Source organism: Salinivibrio sp. VGrn1 (assembly GCF_009377995.1).
GTDB classification, from domain to species: Bacteria; Pseudomonadota; Gammaproteobacteria; order Enterobacterales; family Vibrionaceae; genus Salinivibrio; species Salinivibrio siamensis.
In genome coordinates this window covers 13,847-35,253 of the sequence record NZ_SATA01000010.1, presented here as the reverse complement: position 1 = coordinate 35,253, position 21,407 = coordinate 13,847, and the positions used below count along the sequence as shown (strand labels likewise).

General features: G+C 53.2%; 21 protein-coding genes. 9 read left to right on the top strand and 12 right to left on the bottom strand.

What is annotated here, in order from left to right; all coding sequences use genetic code 11:
- Positions 1–20: 20 nt before the first annotated feature.
- A complete protein-coding gene (uvrD, locus tag EHW56_RS13265; RefSeq protein ID WP_152799975.1) occupies positions 21–2,201 on the bottom strand; it encodes a DNA helicase II in 2,181 nt (726 codons plus the stop codon).
- Between the two features lie 241 nt (positions 2,202–2,442).
- Here uvrD and EHW56_RS13260 point away from each other — a divergent pair, with 241 nt between their 5' ends.
- The 4 genes from EHW56_RS13260 to EHW56_RS13245 are packed head-to-tail and all read left to right on the top strand — an operon-like array spanning position 2,443 to position 4,781.
- Positions 2,443–2,703, top strand: coding sequence for a DUF2282 domain-containing protein (locus EHW56_RS13260; protein WP_046074463.1), 261 nt, complete (start codon positions 2,443–2,445; stop codon positions 2,701–2,703).
- Positions 2,704–2,757: 54 nt separating this feature from the next.
- A complete protein-coding gene (locus EHW56_RS13255) occupies positions 2,758–3,597 on the top strand; it encodes a DUF692 family multinuclear iron-containing protein (RefSeq protein WP_152797019.1) in 840 nt (279 codons plus the stop codon).
- Positions 3,594–4,334: a DNA-binding domain-containing protein gene (locus EHW56_RS13250; protein WP_152797020.1), complete on the top strand. Its 741-nt coding sequence runs from the start codon at positions 3,594–3,596 to the stop codon at positions 4,332–4,334. The genes EHW56_RS13255 and EHW56_RS13250 overlap by 4 nt, the downstream gene beginning before the upstream one ends.
- Before the next feature lie 3 nt (positions 4,335–4,337).
- Positions 4,338–4,781: a DoxX family protein gene (locus EHW56_RS13245; RefSeq protein ID WP_152797022.1), complete on the top strand. Its 444-nt coding sequence runs from the start codon at positions 4,338–4,340 to the stop codon at positions 4,779–4,781.
- Here EHW56_RS13245 and EHW56_RS13240 read toward each other — a convergent pair.
- The 6 genes from EHW56_RS13240 to EHW56_RS13215 are packed head-to-tail and all read right to left on the bottom strand — an operon-like array spanning position 4,778 to position 9,392.
- Positions 4,778–5,506 (bottom strand): HAD-IA family hydrolase, encoded by a 729-nt coding sequence (locus EHW56_RS13240; protein WP_152797023.1) that lies wholly within the window; start codon positions 5,504–5,506, stop codon positions 4,778–4,780. The genes EHW56_RS13245 and EHW56_RS13240 overlap by 4 nt on opposite strands.
- A gap of 1 nt (position 5,507) precedes the next feature.
- Positions 5,508–6,479: a tyrosine recombinase XerC gene (gene xerC / locus EHW56_RS13235; protein WP_370517165.1), complete on the bottom strand. Its 972-nt coding sequence runs from the start codon at positions 6,477–6,479 to the stop codon at positions 5,508–5,510.
- Entirely contained in the window at positions 6,476–7,168 is a 693-nt protein-coding gene (locus EHW56_RS13230) for a DUF484 family protein (protein WP_152797025.1), read from the bottom strand. The genes xerC and EHW56_RS13230 overlap by 4 nt, the downstream gene beginning before the upstream one ends.
- Positions 7,165–7,995, bottom strand: a complete 831-nt coding sequence (dapF, locus tag EHW56_RS13225; RefSeq protein ID WP_077579518.1) for a diaminopimelate epimerase — start codon at positions 7,993–7,995, stop codon at positions 7,165–7,167. The genes EHW56_RS13230 and dapF overlap by 4 nt, the downstream gene beginning before the upstream one ends.
- Positions 7,996–8,003: 8 nt before the next feature.
- Positions 8,004–9,257: a diaminopimelate decarboxylase gene (lysA, locus tag EHW56_RS13220; protein ID WP_152797027.1), complete on the bottom strand. Its 1,254-nt coding sequence runs from the start codon at positions 9,255–9,257 to the stop codon at positions 8,004–8,006.
- A 24-nt stretch (positions 9,258–9,281) separates the two neighbouring features.
- A complete protein-coding gene (locus EHW56_RS13215; protein ID WP_046074471.1) occupies positions 9,282–9,392 on the bottom strand; it encodes a lipoprotein in 111 nt (36 codons plus the stop codon).
- A gap of 77 nt (positions 9,393–9,469) precedes the next feature.
- Between EHW56_RS13215 and cyaY the strand changes: the two genes are divergently transcribed.
- Positions 9,470–9,781, top strand: coding sequence for an iron donor protein CyaY (gene cyaY, locus EHW56_RS13210; protein ID WP_046074472.1), 312 nt, complete (start codon positions 9,470–9,472; stop codon positions 9,779–9,781).
- Positions 9,782–9,823: 42 nt separating this feature from the next.
- On the opposite strand, the gene EHW56_RS13205 is transcribed toward cyaY, so the two are convergent.
- A complete protein-coding gene (locus EHW56_RS13205; RefSeq protein WP_077579519.1) occupies positions 9,824–12,409 on the bottom strand; it encodes a class I adenylate cyclase in 2,586 nt (861 codons plus the stop codon).
- A 389-nt stretch (positions 12,410–12,798) separates the two neighbouring features.
- On the opposite strand from EHW56_RS13205, the gene hemC reads away from it, so the two are divergent.
- The 4 genes from hemC to EHW56_RS13185 are packed head-to-tail and all read left to right on the top strand — an operon-like array spanning position 12,799 to position 16,811.
- Positions 12,799–13,734: a hydroxymethylbilane synthase gene (gene hemC / locus EHW56_RS13200; protein ID WP_046074500.1), complete on the top strand. Its 936-nt coding sequence runs from the start codon at positions 12,799–12,801 to the stop codon at positions 13,732–13,734.
- On the top strand, positions 13,731–14,495 hold the full coding sequence (locus EHW56_RS13195; protein WP_077607186.1) for a uroporphyrinogen-III synthase: 765 nt from the start codon (positions 13,731–13,733) through the stop codon (positions 14,493–14,495). Before hemC ends, EHW56_RS13195 begins: the two co-directional genes overlap by 4 nt.
- Positions 14,488–15,618 carry a uroporphyrinogen-III C-methyltransferase gene (locus EHW56_RS13190; protein WP_152797029.1) on the top strand — a complete coding sequence of 377 codons (1,131 nt, stop codon included), beginning with the start codon at positions 14,488–14,490 and terminating at the stop codon, positions 15,616–15,618. The genes EHW56_RS13195 and EHW56_RS13190 overlap by 8 nt, the downstream gene beginning before the upstream one ends.
- Positions 15,615–16,811 carry a heme biosynthesis HemY N-terminal domain-containing protein gene (locus EHW56_RS13185; RefSeq protein ID WP_077668091.1) on the top strand — a complete coding sequence of 399 codons (1,197 nt, stop codon included), beginning with the start codon at positions 15,615–15,617 and terminating at the stop codon, positions 16,809–16,811. The genes EHW56_RS13190 and EHW56_RS13185 overlap by 4 nt, the downstream gene beginning before the upstream one ends.
- Positions 16,812–16,904: 93 nt before the next feature.
- Here EHW56_RS13185 and EHW56_RS13180 read toward each other — a convergent pair whose 3' ends face one another.
- The 4 genes from EHW56_RS13180 to EHW56_RS13165 form a co-directional block, all read right to left on the bottom strand.
- Positions 16,905–17,699 (bottom strand): SPOR domain-containing protein, encoded by a 795-nt coding sequence (locus EHW56_RS13180; protein ID WP_077579521.1) that lies wholly within the window; start codon positions 17,697–17,699, stop codon positions 16,905–16,907.
- Between the two features lie 123 nt (positions 17,700–17,822).
- Positions 17,823–18,761, bottom strand: a complete 939-nt coding sequence (locus tag EHW56_RS13175) for an ABC transporter permease (RefSeq protein ID WP_152797032.1) — start codon at positions 18,759–18,761, stop codon at positions 17,823–17,825.
- A gap of 3 nt (positions 18,762–18,764) precedes the next feature.
- The gene (locus EHW56_RS13170) at positions 18,765–19,742 is read right to left on the bottom strand and encodes an ABC transporter permease (protein WP_046074479.1); all 978 of its coding nucleotides are present in this window, start codon (positions 19,740–19,742) and stop codon (positions 18,765–18,767) included.
- A 60-nt stretch (positions 19,743–19,802) separates the two neighbouring features.
- Positions 19,803–21,356 (bottom strand): ABC transporter substrate-binding protein, encoded by a 1,554-nt coding sequence (locus EHW56_RS13165; protein ID WP_046074480.1) that lies wholly within the window; start codon positions 21,354–21,356, stop codon positions 19,803–19,805.
- Positions 21,357–21,407: the final 51 nt, after the last annotated feature.

Below are 21,407 nucleotides of genomic sequence, written 5' to 3'. Positions count from 1 at the left end.
TTACCGTTAACCGGTCGAGCTTAAAGCGCTTCCAGTTTGGCGTACTGAGTCACCAACCACTTAATCCCTTCCCCATTAAAGGCAACTTGCACGCGGCTTTGTCCGCCACTGCCTTCAAAGTTGATGATGGTGCCTTCACCAAATTTAGGGTGTTGAACCCGCTGACCCAAACTAAACCCGGTTTGGTTAAAGTTCTCCTGAGTCTGCGTTTTGGAAAAACGGCCACCGCTTGCGGCAGGGCGTGAGACATTGGCACGCATCCGCACTTCTTCCAAGCAGGCCTCGGGCAGCTCACGAATAAAGCGCGAGATCTTATGGAACATGTCTTTGCCGTACACACGGCGCATTTCTGCGTAGGTCAGATAGAGTTTTTCCATCGCTCGCGTCATGCCGACATAGCAAAGGCGACGCTCTTCTTCTAAGCGGCCCGCTTCTTCGGCTGACATCTGGCTGGGGAACATGCCCTCTTCCACCCCGACCATAAAGACTAAGGGGAACTCGAGGCCTTTGGCACTGTGCAAGGTCATCAATTGGACCGCATCATCAAACTCGTCCGCTTGGCCTTCACCGGCCTCAAGGGCGGCATGGGCCAAGAACGCCGACAGCGGTGTCATCCCTTCCGCTTCCGCCTCTTCAGGAGGCGTAAATTGGCGCGTAGCCGTCACCAACTCTTCCAAGTTATCGACACGCGCTTGCGCTTTTTCACCTTTTTCTTGCTCGTACATGGCGCGCAAGCCGGAGTGACGGATCACCGCATCGGTTTGTTGATACAGTGCCATGTCACGGGTGTCATCTTCTAGCGCATTGACCAGCTCGATAAACCGGCCCAGCGCATTGGCTGCGCGTCCTGCCAGTGCTTTTTCTGCCAAGATTTGCTCGGCCGTGTGCCATAAGGTTTGGCCACGATCGCGCGCCGCGCCACGAAGCGTCTCAAGGGTGCGATCACCAATCCCCCGAGTGGGCGTGTTTACCACCCGCTCAAACGCCGCATCGTCATTGCGATTCCCCATCAAACGTAAATAGGCCAGCGCATCTTTGATTTCCTGACGTTCGAAAAAGCGCATGCCGCCGTAGATACGATAAGGGAGACCGGCTTGAATTAAGGCTTCTTCCAGCACCCGAGATTGGGCGTTGTTGCGGTATAAAATCGCGCTGTCGGTGAGCGCACCGCCTTCGTCTTGCCAGGTTTTGATTTTCCCGACCACAAAACGCGCTTCATCCAGCTCATTAAAACCGGCATACACAGAGATGGGCTCACCCTCTTTGCCCTCGGTCCACAGGCTTTTGCCCATCCGGTCGGCATTGTTTTCAATCAGGGTGTTCGCCGCTTGCAAAATCGTACTGGTTGAGCGGTAGTTTTGCTCCAAACGAATGGTCTGCGGGGTGGTGAAATCATCCAGAAAACGCTGAATATTTTCGACTTTCGCGCCACGCCAACCGTAAATGGATTGGTCGTCGTCCCCCACAATCATCACATGCGCCTGTTGGCCCGCCATCATGCGCAACCAAGCATATTGGATGTTGTTGGTATCTTGGAACTCATCCACCAAAATGTGCTGGAAACGCGCTTGGTAGTGTTCGCGGATCACCGCTTTATCGCGCAATAACTCTAACGTTCGCAGCAAGATCTCGGCAAAATCCACCAAACCGGCGCGATCACAGGCTTCTTGATAAGCCTGATAAATCCGCAGCCAAGTACTTTCAACCGGATCATGGCGGGTATCAATGTGCTTGGGGCGCAAGCCTTCATCTTTTTTGCCATTGATGTACCAACTCGCTTGCTTGGCGGGCCAGTGTTTTTCATCCAAGTTTTGCGCTTTAATTAACCGACGTAGCAAACGCTGCTGATCGTCTGAATCAAGAATTTGGAAGTCTTGTGGCAGGTTGGCGTCCAAATAGTGGGCACGGAGAATACGATGGCAAATGCCGTGGAAGGTGCCACACCACATGCCAGAGGCGGTGCCTTGCATCAATTGCTCGATACGGCCGCGCATTTCCGCTGCCGCTTTGTTGGTGAAGGTGACCGCCATCACCGAGAACGGCGATGCCTCTTCGACCCGCATCAGCCAAGCCATACGATGAACCAGCACCCGGGTTTTACCACTGCCAGCACCTGCCAACACCAAATGGTTGCCGAGCGGCGCGGCCACGGCTTCACGCTGTTTGTCGTTGAGTCCGTCAAGAAGAGTTGATACGTCCATCGCCACCTGCCATTTTACTGGGTATTTATACACTGGTTAGCGATTATACCAGCTCGCCACTAAATTGCGCGCCCGATCCCGACGCAACTTTTTTAAACAATAATTCAGCAGGTTAGCCACCAGCACGCAAAAAATCGCTTAAGTGGTGAAAGATTGCGCAGTGTTTTCCTATCTTGGTTTATATGCCCACCACCAATCAGTGGGCTGATAACACCAACACGGAACAAGAAGAGGAAGCATGATGAAACATACTAACCTAGCGGTTGCCGCCGCTGTCACAGGATTGCTGGCCGTAGGCGCGACCACACTCACTAGCGCACCGGCCCATGCGGCAGAAAAAGAAAAATGCTATGGCGTCGCCAAAGCCGGACAAAATGACTGCGCCACCAACACTAGCTCCTGCGCGGGCACCTCCACCGAAGACGGCCAAAAAGATGCGTTTGTGATGGTACCAAAAGGCTTGTGCGATCGCTTAGCCGGCGGCAGTACCTCGTCATCGTGATATGGCGCGCCCGGGCTAACCCCGGGCTTTGTCATTTGACCACAAGGAGCAACCATGGATGAGGCAACCGTTTTGACCGGCGTGGGGCTCAGACAACCACATCTCGCCTACTTCGACCAATATCGCCCAAAGCTTGGCTGGTTAGAAATTCACAGTGAAAACTATTTCCGTCCCCACCGTCCTGCCTTCTCAACCCTGATGCGGTTACGTGAGGATTACGCCATCAGCTGTCATGGCGTGGGGCTGTCGCTGGGGAGCGACGAGCCGCTTGATCGGGCACATTTAGACAAATTATGTACACTGGTCAAACACGTCGAGCCACTGTTTGTGTCTGACCATTTAAGTTGGAGCCGGATAGACGGGCAGCACTTTCACGATTTACTCCCCCTCCCTTACACCGAGCAGGCATTGCGGGTGTTTTGCACCAATGTGCAACAGGTTCAAGACGCGCTGCAGCGTCCTCTGCTGATTGAGAACCCATCGAGCTATTTAAGCTTTGCTCAGGGTGACTACCACGAATGGGACTTTCTCGCCGAAGTACACGCTCGCACGGGCTGCGATTTACTGCTCGATTTAAATAACGTTCATGTCAGCGCGTTTAACCATGATTTCAGCGCCAGCACCTACCTTGACGCGATTCCCGCCCATGCGGTGAAAGAAATTCACCTTGCTGGGTTTACCGTCAAACACACCCCCGCAGGAGAAATTTGGATAGACACCCATAACCAGCCGGTTAGCGAGGCAGTATGGACGCTCTATCAACAGTGGATTGACCGCCACGGCCCTCGCCACACCCTCATTGAGTGGGATACTGACTTGCCCGCACCCGAGCGATTGTTAGCAGAAGCGGCCAAAGCCCACCACCGACTAGCTCGACATAAGGAGGCGGTATGACGCTGGCAACCCTGCAGCAGGCCTTTGCTGCCACATTGCGAGATGACCCTCAGCCGCTGCCGATAAAAGACGGTCGCCTTGCCGCTGACAAACGATTGCAGATTTATCGTAACCATTATGTGGTCACCCTGACCGACACGCTAAAATGCGTGTATCCCAAGACCTGTGCACTACTGGGTGAGGCGTGTTTTGACGCGGTAGCGCGTCATCATGCGATGGTGCATCCCCCACAAACCGGGGTGATGGAAGACTATGGCGCACAGTTCGATGCGACCTTGCGCGCCCTACCCAATATTATCGAGGCCGTGCCGTGTTGCGCCGAGCTTGCCCGTTTTGAGTGGGCGCAAGTGGTGCTCACTCTCACCCCTCCCTCTCCGACGTTTGAAGGCAGCGCGCTCGCGTCGCTAAGCCCTGAGCAACAAGCGCAGGTTTGTTTACCGCTCAACCATCAAGCTCGTTTATTTGAAAGCGACTACGCAGTCAGTGACGTGTGGCAAGCGATCGCTACCGAGCAGTTCGAAGGCTTGGTGGTCGAGAAGCCGCAAGCTTTATTACTGGTTGCTAACCAAGACAAGGTGCATTGGTACGCGCTCAGTGCCCATCATGTCAGTGTGCTCAACGCCTGCCCCCATACACCATTAGGCGCGCTGTCAGAGACGCAACTTGCGTGTGTGTCTGAGCTCGCGGCCATGAATGCATTTACCACCCCAACGACTGCCTGCAATGCTAAGGAGTAAGCCATGTGGCTAACCACAATCAATCACACCTTCACTCGCGCGCTTACCCCACTGCAGCCGTTACTTCTGCTAATGGGTCGCGTCTACGTGGCGTGGATTTTTTTTCAATCTGGGCTGATCAAATACCAAAACTGGGACAGCACGCTATACCTGTTCGAGTATGAGTATCAGGTGCCGTTGCTGCCGTGGCAGCTGGCCGCGTATTTAGGGACCGCGGCGGAGCTGATTTTGCCAGTATTTGTTGCTTTGGGCCTGCTCGCACGCCCCATGACCTTGGCGTTATTTGTGTTCAACATTGTCGCGGTCGCTTCCTACCCACTGCTATGGGAGCGTGGCTATGATGACCACATTATGTGGGGCGTGATCTTATTGGTGGTCAGTGTGTGGGGGCCGGGTTGGCTTAACCTCGATAACTGGCTAGCCCGAAAACAAAGCGGCACCGGTTAGCGGTGCCACTGCTGAATAAGGGTATCGAGCTCAGATAAATCGTCGATCGCCACATCCGGCAAGGTGCGCCCTTTATGCATCATGGGGGACTGGCGCTCTGGGCGGATCCAACAGGCTTGCATGCCCGCTTGGCGCGCCCCAGACACATCCGAGCTTAAGTGATCGCCCACATGTAAAATACGCGCCGGGGCGATGCCCAAGGCCTGCGCGGCTTTATCAAACATCTCTGGGCTCGGCTTGGCTGCCCCGTGTTCACCGGCACGGAAAATATGCTGGAAAAACGGCGTCAGGCCAATCGCATCGGTGTCGACGTTACCGTTGGTGATGGCCACCAATGGCAGTTTCTCGGACCAGGCTTTTAAGTAAGCCAAACTGTGCGCCGGCGGAGTAAAGTCACTGCGATATCCGCAAAAGAAGGTGGTCGCCGCTTGGGCTTGTGCGCGCGCCTTCTCCGCGGTTAAACCAACATGCTCACCGGCAAGCGTCAGCTGGGCAACCCGCATCGCGGTAACATCAAAGCGTTGGGCAGGGTTCTCATCACGGGCTTGGCGGCGAAATCCCGCAAGGGTGGCTTTATCAAGCGCGGCGAGCGGCGGGCAGTGCTCACTCAAATAGTCGTTTAGCGCCGCCTCCGCACGTGCGATCACCGGCCAGTTATCGTACAAGGTATCATCCAAGTCAAAACTCACCGCATCAAACGCGTTTAAGCGACGATAAAATTTCATATCACGACTCCGAGTTGTTTTTTTTACCTGCACGAGGTTTGCTAGCCTCTGTGCTGCGGGCACGGGGATGCGCCGCGTCATACACTTTCGCCAAGTGTTGAAAGTCCAAGTGGGTATAAATTTGTGTGGTACTTAAATCGGCATGGCCGAGCAGCTCTTGCACTGCGCGCAAATCCCCGGACGACTCCAGCATGTGAGTGGCAAAACTATGACGCAGTTTGTGAGGATTAATGTGGCTATTCACCGCCTGCTTTTGTCCCCACTCCGCCATACGTTTTTGCACGCTACGGTGCGAAATTCGCTGGCCAAGTTTAGAGATAAATAGCGCCTCTTCTGGCCCTTTGAGGAGCTGGTTACGCACTTTCAGCCAGTTCATTACCCAGGTTTTGGCCATGCCGGAAAAAGGCACGATGCGCTCTTTTTCCCCTTTACCGGTGACACGCAAATCCCCTTTACGTACCGAGACATCACGCACGTTTAAATCAACCAGCTCGGCTAAACGCAATCCTGCGCCATACATCAGCTCCATCATCGCCCGATCACGCACCGACAGCGGGTCGTCTTGATCCACCTCGAGCAGTTGATTCATTTCATCCACATCAAGGTTTTTCGGCAACTGACGCCCTTGCTTAGGCGCGGCGACCCCTTTGGCCGGATTAGCCGCGAGCTTCTCGGTGAGAACGAGGTAGTCGAAAAAGCTGCGCAGTGCGGACAGCCGCAACGCAATACTGCCCGGTTTAAGGCCATCGCGTTTGGCTTGGCTCGATATTTGTCGCACCCAATCCGCATCCACGTCTTGCCAATGGGCGATACCCCGCGCGGTCAGAAAGTCGACAATCTTATCTAACTGGCGCTGATAATTGCGTTGCGTATGGGCACTAAGGCCCCGTTCGCTGAGCTGATATTGATAAAAACGGTCAAGAGGGACCGTCAGTGAACGGGGAGCAGCTTGGTCAGGCGTTACCGCTGTCACTGACGCTCACCCTTTTTCGCCCATTGGCTGCATAATATGGCCAAGTGCGAGGCCAGCTGTTCGATAAAAAGGGTGTCCATGTCTGGCTGAAAGTGCCCGCCATCTGCGCTCGCAAAGCTCAACAGTCCCCACTCTTTGCCTTCCCCTTTAACCGGTACCAGCGCAAAAGAGCCTAGCTCCGGTGGCGTTGCCATCACCGCTTCCGCATCCACACGGCGCAAGCGCCCAAGATAGCAACGACGACCAGCAAAATGATGGCTTTTTAATTGATCCACCGCCTGACGCGGCATGGTCTGCAGCCCGTCGATAGGCGCATACACCCGTAAGCTAACGGTCAGTTGCAGTTGCTCGCTAAGTGCCGTTAACGCCGCTTGCACCGCCTGTGGCGTGTTGGCACGCAACAGTGCCTGATGCGCTTCAGCAAAAGCACGAAACAGCGCGTCGTTTTTCGCCCCTAGGCTCATCAGTTGGGTAATGTCTTCTTCCAACTCCGCCACCCGCTCACGCAGGCGCTTAAGTTGAATTTCCACCAGCGATACCGCGCCTTGCTCACCGTGTGGCACGGTCAGCTGCGTCAGCAAATCGCGATGGCGAATAAAAAAATCTGGATTGTCTTTTAAATACGCCGCCACCGCCTCGTCGCTCAGCGGCATGGTTTCCAGTGTCGAGGCTTCTACCCCATCATTCATAATTGCAATTGTCCATCAAATACATGTGTCGCTGGGCCTGTCATTGATAAGGGATGGCCCGGCCCGCGCCAGCGAATGCGTAGATCTCCACCGGGTAAACTCACCGTTACTTGCTCATCAAGCACGCCTTGTATAATCCCGACCGCAACCGCGGCACACGCGCCACTGCCACAGGCTTGGGTTTCGCCGGCACCGCGTTCGTACACTCTAAGCTTAATCGCATTGCGGGAAAGGATCTGCATAAAGCCGGCATTGACCCGCTCAGGGAAGCGTTCGTGACTTTCAAGTAGCGGTCCCAAGGTGTCCACGTCGGCGTGGTCGACATCCTCAACCACGGTCACCACATGCGGGTTGCCCATGCTCACGGCGCCGACAAACAAGGTCTGTTCCGCCACCCGCATCAAGTAGGTTTTTTCTTGTGAGTTGGCACGAAACGGAATTTTCCCCGGCGTGAATTCCGGCTCGCCCATGTTCACACGCACCTGATTGTCGTTTTCAATGTGCAGCAGCATTTTACCGGCTTGGGTGCTCACGCTGATCTGATGCTTATTGGTCAGGCCTTTCATTCGCACGAAACGCGCAAAGCAGCGCGCACCATTGCCACATTGCGAGACTTCCGATGCGTCAGGGTTAAAAATGCGGTAGTGGAAGTCTGTTTCGGGATCGTAGGGCGGCTCAACCACTAAAAGCTGATCAAATCCCACCCCACGATGACGATCGGCCAGACGCCGAATCAGATCCGGCGAAAAGAACGCGTTTTGCGTGACACAGTCAACCACCATGAAGTCGTTGCCCAGTCCGTGCATTTTTGCAAACTGTACCTGCATGCCAATCCTTATTCTGGTAGGCGCTGTTCAAGCTGCCATAACGACGCCAAGTTCTCGCGCTCGCGCACAAGGTGTGCCTGGTCGCCATCGACCATCACTTCGGCAGGACGGCAGCGTGAGTTATAGTTTGACGCCATCACAAAGCCATACGCGCCGGCTGAGCGCACCGCCAGCAAATCGCCTGCTTCTAACACCAGCGAGCGATTTTTACCTAAGTAGTCACCCGTTTCACACACCGGGCCAACCAAATCATAGGTTTGCGGTTCACCGTCGCGCGGCACCACAGGGATGATCTCTTGATAGGCTTGATACAGGGACGGACGAATTAAGTCGTTCATCCCCGCATCGATAATGGCAAAGTTTTTGTGCTCACTGTGCTTGAGGAATTCGACCTTGGTCAGCAACACCCCTGCATTGGCAGCAATCGCACGGCCCGGCTCAAAAATCAGCTCAAGATGACGATGATTGTCCAAACGCGCCAACAGCGCTTTGGCATATTCCGATGGCTGCGGCGGTTTCTCGTCGCTGTAGGTCACGCCTAAGCCGCCACCCACATCGAGATGGCGAATAGAAATGCCTTCATCGCCCAAGGTATCAATCAGCGCCAGCAAACGGTCAGTGGATTCAATAAAAGGCGCTAGCTCGGTTAACTGCGAGCCGATATGGCAATCAATACCTTCGACCTTAAGGTGTGGCAAGCTGGCCGCATAACGGAAGCTCGTCAGCGCTTGATCAAAGGCAATGCCAAACTTATTGTCTTTCAACCCGGTAGAAATATAAGGGTGAGTATTGGCATCCACATCGGGGTTAATACGCAGCGATATCGGCGCTTGCACACCCAACTCGCCCGCCACTTGGTTTAAGCGATCGAGTTCAGAGTGTGATTCCACGTTGAAGCACTTGATGCCTACTTCCAGCGCACGACGCATCTCTGCGGCCGTTTTGCCCACGCCAGAAAACACCACTTTCGCGGGATCACCACCGGCGACGAGCACGCGCTCAAGCTCACCTTGAGAGACAATATCAAACCCTGAGCCCAAGCGTGCCAGCACATTTAATACGCCAGTATTGGCGTTCGCTTTAACGGCATAACACACCAAATGCGGGTGGTCGTCCACGGCGCGGTCAAACGCGTGCCAATGGCGCTCAAAGGTGGCACGCGAGTATACGTACAAGGGCGTGCCGTGGTCGTGGGCCAGTTGGGTCAAGGGCAGTGATTCAGCCCACAGCTGGCCGTCGTCCTGATAATTGAAATAGTCCAAGGTGCTCTTCCCTGTCGTCGTTGGTTATTGATTTTGCGTCGGTTGTTGGTCCGGATAATACAGGGGCCCTTGTTGGCCACAGCCGGTCAGTGTCATGATGCCAGTGAACATCAGTAAAATGACGAGTTTTCGCATAGTGAATGCCAGTGATTATCGAGTCAATGCCCTCTATAATCGCATCACAACCATGAAAAGCAATAGGATGTAACGGGATGAACACAACGGAATATCATCAGTTGGTCGATTTACAAATGCAGGCCATTGAAGAAGGTATCGATGACTCAGGCGCCGACATCGATTATGAGAGCGTTGGCAACGTGATGACGCTGGAGTTCGATGATGGCAGCCAGATCATCATTAATCGCCAAGAGCCCATGCAAGAAATTTGGGTGGCGTCAAAAAGTGGTGGGTTCCACTTCGCCCTCAAAGACGGCGAGTGGACCTGCAGCAAAACCGGCTTGATCCTGATGGATTTAGTTCAGCAAGAGTGCAGTAAGCACGCTGGCGAACCTATTTCTTGGTGATACATGGTCACGCATAAGCGCCCGCGGCTCGGGCGCTTATGCTCACTTAAATGATGCGACTTGCCCGGTAAACCCGCCTTGAGAAGGCGGACGTGGTGGCTGCCACTGACCATCACATTTAAAGGGCAAGGCTTGGGTGTCGCCCCCGTCATCGGTGACAATCTGATAAAACTGCGGCAAATTAAAGTTAATGAAATTCGCGCTGTAGCTGTAACGGTCGTGGGACGAGGTATAAAAACGGTTTACGCCCTGTACCATTTCGGTTTTATCCCCGCTGCACTGGCGATACACTTCCACCCGATTGTTCTCGTCGAGAATATAGAGGTTGTAACCATTGGTACAATCTTCAAAGAAAAACTGTACTAAGCCCTCGCTGGCATACGCATCCACGACTTCCGGCGGATGCACATCCTGCGGATTATCCACCACCATCACTGGCGTGCCGTTTACCTTGTTGGTGGAAATACAGCGATAAAAGTCGACCGAGTTTTCCAACCGCTGGACTGACACACCACGACGCTCAAAGAACAAACCATGAGTTTGCTTGCCGATGCGTAAGGCTTTAAAACGACGACGCTTCTCTTTTTCAACCGGCTTTAAACGTAATTCAATGCACTCAGCCACCAGTTGGTAAACCAAGTTTCGGATTAAACCGCGCATTTTGCTCGAATAACAGAACACATCGACTGACTCAGGCGGCACCGCATCCTGGTGCATTTTACCCAACATGGTTTTTAGCGCTTCCAAAATGGCATCGTCGCCACGGTAATTGAGCGTGCGCACTTCGTTCCATGAGTTGCGGTAAACGAGGTCAACACTCCCCACCAAGCAGGTTTGTTCAGGGCCATAGCTAAAAATATCGCTATTTTTAAAATCAAAGCGCATCGACGGCTTTTTGTAGGCTGATGTCGGATCATGCTCCAGGTTGACAAACAAGGCGAGCTGACGGATTTCGCATGGGCTCGACAACGCATCCAGCGTCGGACGTGGAGGGTTGAGCGAGAAGGTATTACGAATATCACTGACCAGCTGATACAAGGTATCAATATCAACATCGGCGTCGCGTACCACGGTATCCAGGCGTGTAGACTCTGTTAGCAGCCCATTGAAAAATGCCCAAGCGACCAGCTTGGAGAGGTAGCTGTTGTGCTCAAGTGGGGCGCGACCGATGATATCGACCGGATCAAGCGAGTGCTTATACAAATACCATCCCGGCGCATTAGTCCGCCCCTCCGGTACTTGAATAAAGGTGAGATCCGGTTCGTGTAAGTCTGGCGAAATTTGCGGGTTGAGCAAGGTGACTTTACCCGGCAACTCTTCAAATGCCGCGTAGAGCTTGCGGGCGAGAATGCTGATATCTTGCGGACTAATCGCGGATGTAATGTCGTTACGGCGCGCAAAGCGGATCAGGTTCCGATAACTTTGCATCAAAGCATCAAGCAATTCATTGTGGGCGTGCTGTACTTCCTCGACTTTCCAATGGCGACGATTATCGAGATACGCCAATGCCTGTTCATCCCAGCCCCACTCACGCGCCAATAAGCGCAGCACTTCGCGGCGCCAAGCGACCGAACCAGTCGCTGGGGACTGGGTCAATTTCTCATGGGTTTTAAGGTAAAAACAACGACGAACCAAATCTAAACGGCGCGTGTCACCAATCGACTCCAAGTAACGGGTGACTTTTTCCAGCATCAGATAATAAGCATCAGATTGATACACATCGACCCAGCCTGCATAGAAGCGGCGTTTGCCATCCACACTCAAAAGCTGGGTGCCGGGATACTGCCACGAGTACGCCTCGAGCAAAATCGCTTTGAGCACCGACTTATACGGCGAATCAATGCTTTTATACAGCTGCCACAAACTCGAGCCAAAATATTCTTCGGCCGGGATGGTCGGCAGGCCGCCAAAATCGACCCAATCACGACGGTCAAGGCCATGTTCAGCTACCAGTGTGTCGACGTACTCTTCATAACAGCCTTCCATCTCTGGTGGTACCATGTACCACAACAGCTTTTGCCCGGCGAGTCGCATAGAGGAGCGATAAAACTCGTCCAGCAAAAGGAAATGCTGGCTGGTGCCACAGTTATCGCTGGTCATCGCTTGGGAGAGATGATGACGAAAGCGCCCCTCACAAACCACAAAAAAATTGGCTTCTATCCCTTGGCTTAACGCCCATTCCGAGATCGCCATGCATTTGGCATCAAGCTTATCGCGCTGAGCGGCCGTTACAGAGGCATCGATACACACCCAAATATCGAGATCACTGGTGAGGCTTTGCCCCATCGAGCCGGTACTGCCCATGGTATACATGCCTTTGATCGGATGGCGCTCACGGCCTTCCACGCAGGCGGTTAAAGAAGAGAAGCGGGTGTTTGAGTGGATCAGGCAATCAGAGACAAACTCTCGTTGTGTCTCATCGAGCGCGTAATCAGCAATACCGAAAGGCACGCTGTCGCCACAAAACCCGGGTAATGCGGGGTGATTTAGATGTAAAAGCACTGGCAGCACATCAAAGATAGCTTGCGCCTGACGGCTCATCGCGGACCGCGCGCGATCCATTCTCACGCGGTTAAACGCTTCTATGCGCTCAGTTTGCTGTTCTACGTATGTTTGCAAGGCAATCATCCAGATTCGTTGACATCCCGGTCAACAGGTCGACGTTACTGTCTTCACCGTATCCGCCCAATTGCAGATAACAAAACGTGATCAATGTAACACTCTCGACAACTCGGGTAAAGCCAATAACCCCGATGCCTGTGTGGTGGTATCAACATCGCACTATAGGTGCTTTTTGAGACCAATATCAACTTTTTTGCTCTACTACCTTAGTCGTAAGTCAGCCATATTGCCGCCTTCAGATCTCATTATTTGCGCAAATAATACGCTACCGATCACATTTTTTCACCTATATGACCATAACGCCGTCATAAATCGCCAAACCGCATGGCAGAGATTACGAGTCGTCCAGCGCCAATGTTACGATGGGTGTTATGAACCAAGAAGGAAAACAAACCATGTACTCAACGCCTGTACGCATTGCCACGCGCAAAAGCCCTTTGGCTCTCTGGCAAGCTGAATTTGTTAAAGACGCATTAGAGCGCTCTCACCCGGGGCTAACGGTTGAACTGGTGCCGATGGTCACGAAAGGTGACGTGATTCTGGACACGCCTTTGGCGAAAATCGGTGGTAAAGGCTTGTTTATTAAAGAGCTTGAACAAGCCATGCTCGACGGCCGCGCAGACATTGCGGTGCACTCAATGAAAGATGTCCCGGTTGAATTCCCTGAAGGATTAGGGCTGGTCACGATTTGTGAACGCGGCGACCCACGTGATGCGTTTGTCTCCAATCACTACGACAGCATTGACGACTTACCTGAAGGCGCGGTGGTAGGTACCTCTAGCCTGCGCCGCGAATGTCAATTGCGCGAGCGTCGTCCTGATCTGGTCATTAACACATTACGGGGCAACGTGGGGACACGCCTCGGTAAACTCGATGACGGCCAGTACGATGCGATTGTCCTCGCTGCCGCTGGCTTAAAACGATTAGGTTTGAATGAACGCATTCGCAGCGAAATCCCACCAGAAGTCATTCTACCCGCCGTCGGCCAAGGCGCCGTAGGGATTGAGTGCCGCCTTGATGATGAACGCATTCGCACCTTGCTCGCGCCCTTGTCTGATGCCAGCACCACGCAGCGCGTCTTATGTGAGCGCGCAATGAACAACCGCCTAGAGGGCGGCTGCCAGGTTCCGATTGGTAGCTATTCAGACATTCAAGGCGATAAAATCTGGCTACGTGCGTTGGTCGGCGAACCTGACGGCTCCACCATTTTACGTGGCGAAGTCACGGGCCCGCTTGAAAAAGGCGAACAGCTCGGCACCGATTTAGCAGAGCAGCTTCTCGCTCAAGGCGCGCGTCAAATCTTGGATAAGCTTTATCAAGACGACGCATGACCACGGTTGTTGTTCGCCCCGAGCCAGACTGCAGTCAGTTAGTCGCCCTACTCGCCCAGCAAGGGCTAGCGGCGATCCCCTGTCCATTGGTCAGTTTTACGCCGGGGCGAGGCTTACCGTCTCTGGCCAGTCTGCTCGTCTCACTGCCTTCCGGTAGCATCTTGGTCGCAGTGAGCCCGCGCGCCGTGGCATTTGCTCATCAAGCCTTGCAACACCAAAACGGGGGATGGCCTGTTGACTGTCACTACGTCGCGGTTGGGCAACGCACTGCCAACGAGTGGCAGGCCGTCTCAGGGCAGCCTATCTTGACCCCCACCCGTGAAGACAGCGAAGGCATGCTTACACTTGCTCCTTTTAGTGCCGTGACAGGGACGCAAGTGGTGATTCTGCGCGGGGAGAGTGGACGCGATATGATGGGGCAAACGTTACAAGCACAAGGCGCACAAGTTCACTATTGCGAGACCTATCGGCGACAATGGGCGATTGAGCCTTTAGTATCGCAAGTAGTAAGCTGGCCGCATGACGCTATCGACACAGTCGTTATCACCAGTGGCCAACAATTAGCCTACTTTGATCAACTTATCACACTGAGCGGACAGCACTGGCTGCGCCAATGCCGTATACTGGTGCCCAGTAAAAGGATTCAAGATCAAGCCACTGCGCTTGGTTTTGACACGATTACGACCGTTGACAGCGTGGCCAATGATGCACTGGTTAACACGCTGCTCAGGTTAAGTAAAACGGGACTTTCGGATGACTGACAACAAAAATACCGACACCAAACAAAGCAAGGCCACCACGCCATCTTCACCCAAGACCCACGCGACAGATGCGCCGGCGCCTGAAAAAGCCAGCCAAACCTCATCGGGGGGACGTGGCGGCATATTACTCGGCGCTATCGCCATCGCATTAGCCCTCGGCTCCAGTGGCTGGGTATTTTATCATGGCCACCAGCAAGCCACCGTGTTGCAAAACACCGTATCCGCGCAACAATCTCATATCTCTCGCCTTGAACAAGATCTTAACCAACAAAAGCAAGCGGCAGAACAAGCGCGAGAGCAACTGAAAGCCACCACTCAAACACGTTTGAACCAGCAGGACAGCAGTTTATCTAGCTTGCAAAAAGCCGTCGCTGAAGTGAAAGGCCGACGTCCCAATGACTGGTTACTGGCAGAAGCCGACTATCTGATCCGAATGGCTGGGCGTAAAATTTGGCTAGAACAAGATGCACAAAGCGCCACTGCCCTGATGGAAGCGGCCGATCACCGCATTGCTCAGCTCAACGACCCGTCCTTGATGCCGATTCGCCAGGCGATGGCTGACGATATCACCGCGTTAAAGGCGGTGAAACGGGTTGATAGAGATGGGATTGTACTGCGCTTGACCAGCATGCAACAGCGGGTCGAAAATCTTCCGCTTGCCAGCGCGGTCATTCCCGACGCCGAGGCGGTGGACACGCCTATTGTCTCTGAGTCAGTGAATGACTGGAAAAGTAATCTCACCACTTCAGTCAAAGACTTTGTCGATAACTTTGTCACCTACCGCAAACGTGACGGCAACGTGGTGCCCTTGTTATCACCCACCCAAAGTTACTACCTGCAAGAAAATTTAAAAAACAAACTCGATCAAGCGATGCGCGCCGTGTATGAAGGCAATGATACCCTGTATCACGAAGCGCTAGAGATGGGAAAAGACTGGACACTGCGCTTTTATAATCAAGACGCCAATGCCACTCGCCGCTTTGTCGAGCAGCTTGACGAGCTGAACCAACAAACCATTGGCGTCGACCTGCCGCAAAAACTGAAAAGCCAGTCGCTAGTCAGTGATGAAATCAATACCCGACTGCGTCGAGACATTGCACCGCTGACAGGAGACCAATCATGATTAGATTGCTTTTGCTCGTCCTTGTGCTGGCGGCAGGGCTGGTGGTTGGCCCTCAATTAGCCGGACAGCAAGGTTATGTTTTGATCTCCGCGGCAGAACAAACACTGGAAATGAGTGTTACCACCTTGTTGGTACTGATTGGCATGTTAATCGCGGTATTATGGGCACTGGAGTGGCTACTGAGAAAGCTTTTATCCATCAGCAGCACCGCAACAGGCTGGTTATCCGGCCGTAAGCAACGTAAAGCGCGCCAGCAAACCCAAACTGGCTTAATTAAGTTACGCGAAGGGGAGTGGAAAAAAGCCGAAAAACTCCTCGCCAAAGCTCGGCCTCACAGCGATGCGCCTATGCATAACTTATTGGCTGCCGCGGAGGCGGCACAACAGCGACAAAACCTGCAGGCGCGTGACCAATACCTGCAGCAAGCCGCTGATCTTAACGCCAATAGCTTGGCTCTCGCCCTGACTCGTGCGCAGCTCCATAGCCAAAGTGGTCAGCACGAAGAAGCCTTGGCCTCGTTGCGTGCGATTAAACGTCAGCATCCTCGCAACCCGGTGATGCTGGCGCTGCTAAAAGACACCTATATTCATCTAGAAGATTGGTCAGCGCTTCTTAACCTTCTGCCCACCTTGAAAAAGGCTCAACTGCTTGATCATGAGCAATTTGATGCCCTACACGAGCGAGCTGAGCTAGGTGTAATGGCCCATGTCGCCAGTCAACAAGGCACCGAGGGACTGCTGGCGCATTGGAACCAACTCCCTAAAGCCAAACGCAACCAGCCTTCACTCTTAGCGGGGTTAGTCAAACATCTGGCGGCGCGCAATGCCGACTCAGAAGCCTACATTCTGCTACGCGAGGCCTTGAAAAAGCGCACCGATGATCGCTTGATTGCCCTGATCCCGACGCTAAACTTGCCAGATAACTACCCCGCGGTGGTGATGCTGGAAGAGTTGCTCACGCAAGATAGCCGCAACCCTGTACTTCACAGCGCCCTTGGGCAACTGCTTATGCAGTCGGGAAAATGGCAAGATGCGCGCAGCCACTTTGAGAAAGCCCTGGAGTATCGTGCCGACGTCACCGACTATGCGTATTTGGCTGATGTGTTGGATAAGCTTGATCAGGGAAAAGCCGCGAGTGATGTCTCACGTACAGCGTTAAAGTTAGCACTGCCTGAACAACCTCCCGCGGCATAGTATTTCCGCCAGCCGAAAAGGCAGTCAGTCAATTACCTTCGAATGAGAAAAAACGCCCCGCACTGCGGGGCGTCTTATTATTGTGGATAGCGACTACCGCTTTTTACACAGGACATTGAGCGCCGCATCGGCGTTACGTGTCACCACTTTGCCACTTCGAGCATCTACGCCCTTGGCGCCTTGTACCCAGTACGGTAAGCGCATGGGGAGCTGATCTGTCGCCTGCGCCACTTGCACCAATTCCTGCTGGGAGGCCAACACCATCCCTTCACGTTGACAGCGAGGTGCCGCCTGCGCATAAGGGACACGCAACCAACTCATGGATTTTTCGGTGTATTGCTTATCGCCAGCTTCTGGCTCTGGTAAGCCAAAATGGCTCAAGGTAATCGCCGTTTCCATCGGCGCCGACTTTTCAGCTCCCGAGGTCGATTGGGTTTGAGACAGCGGTGGTAAGCGGATCACGGCCGGTTGCGACAATGGCTGACGGGTTTGTCTTAACACCGCCTGCTTGGTTGGTCCAAATTGACGAACCCGCTTTAGCACCAACTGAGCCACGTCTAGGTTAGGATACGGACCAATCAAGCAACGTCCTCGCCCCTCACGCACCTGCACTTGAAACGGCAAGTCCGGTAAGCCTTGACGCAGAGACTGATAGAATTGGCGTGATGGCACGCCTTGCGTGGCGCCGCATTGCACCCAAAACGCCGTGCTCTGCGGATCCGGAGATTGATTGCCCCACAACCCTTGTCCGATATCACATGTCTCGCCAATGATTGGCCAGCCTTGTTGGCGGTCGATAATGGCGCAAGGGTTCTGTTCTGCGCGCACTGGCGCACTAATTGCCCACACTGCTACCACACTGACAGCCAAACCTCGCCACCGCCCCATGAGTCGCTCCCTTGATAACCTAATCTGCTCAGCTTAAGCAAAGTCACACATTGACTCAAGCAAGGGATCACCAAGCTGTCAGACAGCCATCAAAAAAAATGGCTGCGAACGCAGCCATTTTCCTTACCCTTTGTAGATTTTGGGATTGAAAACATCTCGTAGCCAATCGCCGAGCAAATTGATCACTAGCACCAGTAAGACCAGCACAATACCTGGGAAGGCGGTTATCCACCACGCGCCGGAGAAAATATAATTAAAACCGATACTGATCAATGAGCCCAGTGATGGCTGATCGACAGGCATCCCCAGCCCCAAGAAAGACAGTGCCGCCTCAGACATAATCGCATTGGCAACCTGCACGGTTGAAATCACCAAGATGGGCGACAAGCAGTTGGGAAGAATATGACGGAACATGATCCGTGGCGAGCGGAAACCCATCACTCGCGCTGCTTCCACATATTCTTTTTTCTTTTCTGCCAGGACAGAGGCACGAATGGTCCGCGCATACTGTGGCCACTCGGCAATCCCGATAATCACCACCAGCATTAAAATCGCGTATTGGCTATAAAACTCACTGCCAAAGCTGGCTTTAAAAATCGCTGAGACAATAATAGCGACCATCATGGTCGAGAAAGACAGCTGGATATCGGCGATACGCATAAAAAAGCTATCAATGCGGCCACCAAAATAGCCGGCACTCAGACCAATCACCGTCCCCAGAATCAACTGCAGGCCGACGGCACACAAACCTATGGTCAAAGAGATCCGTAAACCATAAATAATGGTCGACAAAATATCTCGCCCTTGGTTATCCGTGCCGAGCAAAAAGCGCGGATCGCTCCACTCCATCCAGACAGGGGGGAGCTCAGAGTCCATAATATCAATCGCCATTAAATCATAGGGATTGGTTGGGGACACTAAGGGCGCAAAGATCGCGAGCAATAAGAACACCATGAAAATGGTGAAGCTAGCGATCGCCACCTTGTCACGCTTAAAGTGGTAGAAGAAGTCAGAGTCCAAGAAGCGCTGCCAACGACTTGGTGTTGTATTCGCTTGTGTCATCGCTTACGCCTCCTTGCCGGTTAAGTTAACCGTTGGGTTAATCAAGCCATACAGCAGATCGACAATGGTGTTGGTCACCACAAAAATCAGCCCGACGAAAATCACGTAAGCGGTAATCAACGGTGTATCTACACGGTTAATCGCTTCAAGGAACAAAAAGCCCGTCCCCGGCCACTGAAAGACGGTCTCGGTCAAAATGGTATACGCAATCATGGTACCGATTTGCACACCACCAACCGTTACCACCGGCAGCATGGTGTTCTTCAGCGCATGCTGATAATAAACCTTGTTTTCGGGCAACCCTTTAGCACGTGCAAATTTCACATACTCGGTTCCCAAGGCTTCCAGCATTTCAGAGCGCACCAAGCGAATGAACAAAGGTAGCATGATGGATGCCAGCGACACGGAGGGCAGCACCAAATGCGCTAAGCCATCCAGGGTGAAAAAGCCGGACTCCCAGCCAAGCCAATTGGCCGTTTCTCCACGCCCATAAGAAGGCAGCCAGCCCAACTCAATCGAGAAGACATACATGAGCATAATCGCGGTCAAGAAGACAGGTATCGAGATACCCACGATACTAAAGCCCATGATTATCTTGGTGAGCATGCTATTGGGGTGAATCGCCGAGTACACCCCGAGTGGTATCGACACCACGACAATGATCAGTGCCGCCCCCGCCACGAGTTCTAGCGTTGCCACCAATTTATCTAAAATGACGTCCACGACTGGACGCTTAAAGAAATAAGAATTGCCTAAATCCCCTTGTAGGGCCTTGCCTACAAAGCGGGTATATTTGGTTAAGAAGGGATCGTTAAGCCCCATTTCATCACGCAGCGCATCACGCTCCGCTTCTGATACTGATTGCCCCACCAGCTCCCGCAAGGGGTCGCCGAGGTTGTCTTGGATAGCAAACGCCACCAGACTGATGACAAACATCACAATCAGTGCCTGTACCAGACGTTTGACTAAAAACGTTACCATGTGTGCCTCTAAGCGATTGGATAATCAGGGCCCCAGCGGTTGGGGCCCTGTTTTAGTCCATTACTCGACCACTAGATCGCCGAAGTAAGGGAAGTTCATACCGTTAACGATCGGCTCGATGTTAACGTTATTTTTGGCTGCCCATGATGGATCTTGCCAGTGCAGAGGTAAGAAGGCCGCTTCGTCATACAGGATCTTCTCGACCTTTTGCAGCATCGCACTACGCTTTTCCAGATCCGTTTCTGAGTTGGCTTCCATCACCAGCTTATCCACTTCGCTGTTCGAGTAGTGGCCACAGTTATACTGACCCTTACCGGTGTCCGCATCACGTGTCATGGTGAGGAACTCGGTGAAGTTGGCAGAATCTTCTGTATCTGGGTGCCAACCGATCATCTGCATGCCCGCTTCGCACTTATCAAACTCAGGCCAGTACTGCGCTTTTGGCATGGTTTGCAAGTCAACCTTGATACCAATTTTCGCCATCATTGCCGCCACCGCTTGAGCGATTTTTTCATCGTTCACGTAACGGTTGTTAGGGGCAATCATGGTGATTGAGAAACCATCTGGGTAACCGGCCTCTTCCATCAGTTTTTTCGCTTTCGCCAGGTCATAACGTGGCTCGAGATCAGGATTATAGCCTGCATACCCGACTGGGCTTTGCTGGCTCGCGGGCGTGGCCGCCCCTTTCATGATCTTCTGCGCGATACCTTCGTTGTTGACCGCATAAGCCACCGCTTGGCGAACACGTGGATCTTTAAACTCATCCACCACACTCTGGTTCATTTGGAAGGTGATGACCCGCGTCCCTGGCATGGTCACCAATTGCAGCTCGTCGGCACGTTCGATACGGCGATAGTCGTTAGGAGAAACAGGCGCAATCATGTCGACATCACCAGACAGCAGCGCCGCGACGCGGGTGGCATCTTCTTTGATCGGACGCAGCGTGATGTTATCCACATTGCCTTCGCTGTCTTTGTCCCAGTAATTCTCATTACGGTCAAACTCGACAACCACGCCTTGTTCACGTTCGTCAACCACATACGGCCCGGTGCCTGACAGGTGTGTCGACGCATAGGTTGAGCCATTTTTCTTCAGCTCAGATTTATCACGGCCGTCTTCTGTCTCACCACTGTAGAACTTGCTGTCCATCGGGAACACGTAGGTCATGACGTTTTCTACCAGCGGGTAGGTACCGTCCGTCACCACATCCACCGTGTGCTCGTCGACTTTTTTGATATCAACGATTGGGGTGAAAATCCCTTTAAAGTCGGGGGATGATTTCAAACGATCAAAGGTCCACACCACATCGTCGGCAGTAAACGCGTTTCCGGAATGGAACGTCACGCCTTCGCGAAGATTGAAACGCACGGTTTCATTATCGATACGCTCCCAAGACGTGGCGAGGCGAGGCTCAAAGTCCATCTCTTGGGTAAAGCGGACCAAGGGGTCGAAGACCATGTGTGATAGCTGTAGCGTACCACCGGAAAGCTGCTCATGAGGGTCCAGAGAAACCGGATCCGCATCATACGCGACGGTGATATCTGCAGCCGCGGCACTAACGCTCAGGCCGGCGGCCATAAGCGCCACGGCAATCTTGCTCTTCATTGTTTTCATTGCATAGCTCCTTTATGCGTAGGGGTTGCCCCCTGCTGTGTTTGCATCATG

What these genes read in the sequence shown, in the direction of transcription:
- EHW56_RS13205 (WP_077579519.1), bottom strand. Translation starts at nt 12,409, where the DNA reads ATGATTGCCTTGCAAACATACGTAGAACAGCAAACTGAGCGCATAGAA.
- cyaY (WP_046074472.1), top strand. Translation starts at nt 9,470, where the DNA reads ATGAACACAACGGAATATCATCAGTTGGTCGATTTACAAATGCAGGCC.
- EHW56_RS13245 (WP_152797022.1), top strand. Translation starts at nt 4,338, where the DNA reads ATGTGGCTAACCACAATCAATCACACCTTCACTCGCGCGCTTACCCCA.
- EHW56_RS13170 (WP_046074479.1), bottom strand. Translation starts at nt 19,742, where the DNA reads ATGGTAACGTTTTTAGTCAAACGTCTGGTACAGGCACTGATTGTGATG.
- EHW56_RS13230 (WP_152797025.1), bottom strand. Translation starts at nt 7,168, where the DNA reads ATGAATGATGGGGTAGAAGCCTCGACACTGGAAACCATGCCGCTGAGC.
- EHW56_RS13240 (WP_152797023.1), bottom strand. Translation starts at nt 5,506, where the DNA reads ATGAAATTTTATCGTCGCTTAAACGCGTTTGATGCGGTGAGTTTTGAC.
- dapF (WP_077579518.1), bottom strand. Translation starts at nt 7,995, where the DNA reads ATGCAGGTACAGTTTGCAAAAATGCACGGACTGGGCAACGACTTCATG.
- EHW56_RS13185 (WP_077668091.1), top strand. Translation starts at nt 15,615, where the DNA reads ATGATTAGATTGCTTTTGCTCGTCCTTGTGCTGGCGGCAGGGCTGGTG.
- EHW56_RS13165 (WP_046074480.1), bottom strand. Translation starts at nt 21,356, where the DNA reads ATGAAAACAATGAAGAGCAAGATTGCCGTGGCGCTTATGGCCGCCGGC.
- EHW56_RS13195 (WP_077607186.1), top strand. Translation starts at nt 13,731, where the DNA reads ATGACCACGGTTGTTGTTCGCCCCGAGCCAGACTGCAGTCAGTTAGTC.
- EHW56_RS13190 (WP_152797029.1), top strand. Translation starts at nt 14,488, where the DNA reads ATGACTGACAACAAAAATACCGACACCAAACAAAGCAAGGCCACCACG.
- EHW56_RS13180 (WP_077579521.1), bottom strand. Translation starts at nt 17,699, where the DNA reads ATGGGGCGGTGGCGAGGTTTGGCTGTCAGTGTGGTAGCAGTGTGGGCA.
- EHW56_RS13175 (WP_152797032.1), bottom strand. Translation starts at nt 18,761, where the DNA reads ATGACACAAGCGAATACAACACCAAGTCGTTGGCAGCGCTTCTTGGAC.
- EHW56_RS13215 (WP_046074471.1), bottom strand. Translation starts at nt 9,392, where the DNA reads ATGCGAAAACTCGTCATTTTACTGATGTTCACTGGCATCATGACACTG.
- EHW56_RS13255 (WP_152797019.1), top strand. Translation starts at nt 2,758, where the DNA reads ATGGATGAGGCAACCGTTTTGACCGGCGTGGGGCTCAGACAACCACAT.
- EHW56_RS13260 (WP_046074463.1), top strand. Translation starts at nt 2,443, where the DNA reads ATGAAACATACTAACCTAGCGGTTGCCGCCGCTGTCACAGGATTGCTG.
- EHW56_RS13250 (WP_152797020.1), top strand. Translation starts at nt 3,594, where the DNA reads ATGACGCTGGCAACCCTGCAGCAGGCCTTTGCTGCCACATTGCGAGAT.
- uvrD (WP_152799975.1), bottom strand. Translation starts at nt 2,201, where the DNA reads ATGGACGTATCAACTCTTCTTGACGGACTCAACGACAAACAGCGTGAA.
- hemC (WP_046074500.1), top strand. Translation starts at nt 12,799, where the DNA reads ATGTACTCAACGCCTGTACGCATTGCCACGCGCAAAAGCCCTTTGGCT.